Annotated in this window: 1 protein-coding gene; it reads right to left on the bottom strand. The window is 69.0% G+C overall.

Going from position 1 to position 365, the window contains the following annotated elements:
* The coding region (locus EN850_RS34300) for a hypothetical protein (RefSeq protein ID WP_210238036.1) at positions 1-365 on the bottom strand (365 nt) is incomplete at both ends.

The following is a 365-nucleotide window of genomic DNA, read 5'->3' as shown; positions in this document are numbered from 1 at the left end:
CTGAAGCGACCACTGCCATCGGACAGGGCCACGCCGCTGTTGAGCACCTGCAGCCCGCCCACCGTGGCGTCACCGGTCAACGTCCACTGGCTGCCGCTCTCGATGGCCATCGTCTGCACAAGATCCGACGAACCCCACCAGAGCGCGCCATCGGCCAGGCGCACATGCACGTCGGACAGCGGAACCAGCCCCGCATCCTCGTCCTCCGGCGTGATGACGATGTCGCCCACCAGCTGCGAGCCACCGTCCAGTGCCACATCGAAGCGCCCGGCCACTGCCGCATCCAACGCCAGGGCGATGCCATTGCCGCCCGATACCACCGCACCGTTGGACAGGGTCAGGCCGGGGTCGCGGCTGCTGCGCAG

It is taken from the genome of Mesorhizobium sp. M8A.F.Ca.ET.207.01.1.1, from assembly GCF_004794715.1.
In the GTDB taxonomy this organism is placed as follows: domain Bacteria; phylum Pseudomonadota; class Alphaproteobacteria; order Rhizobiales; family Rhizobiaceae; genus Mesorhizobium.
The sequence above is the reverse complement of the archived record's forward strand: the minus strand, read 5'-3'. Positions and strand labels throughout refer to the sequence as shown.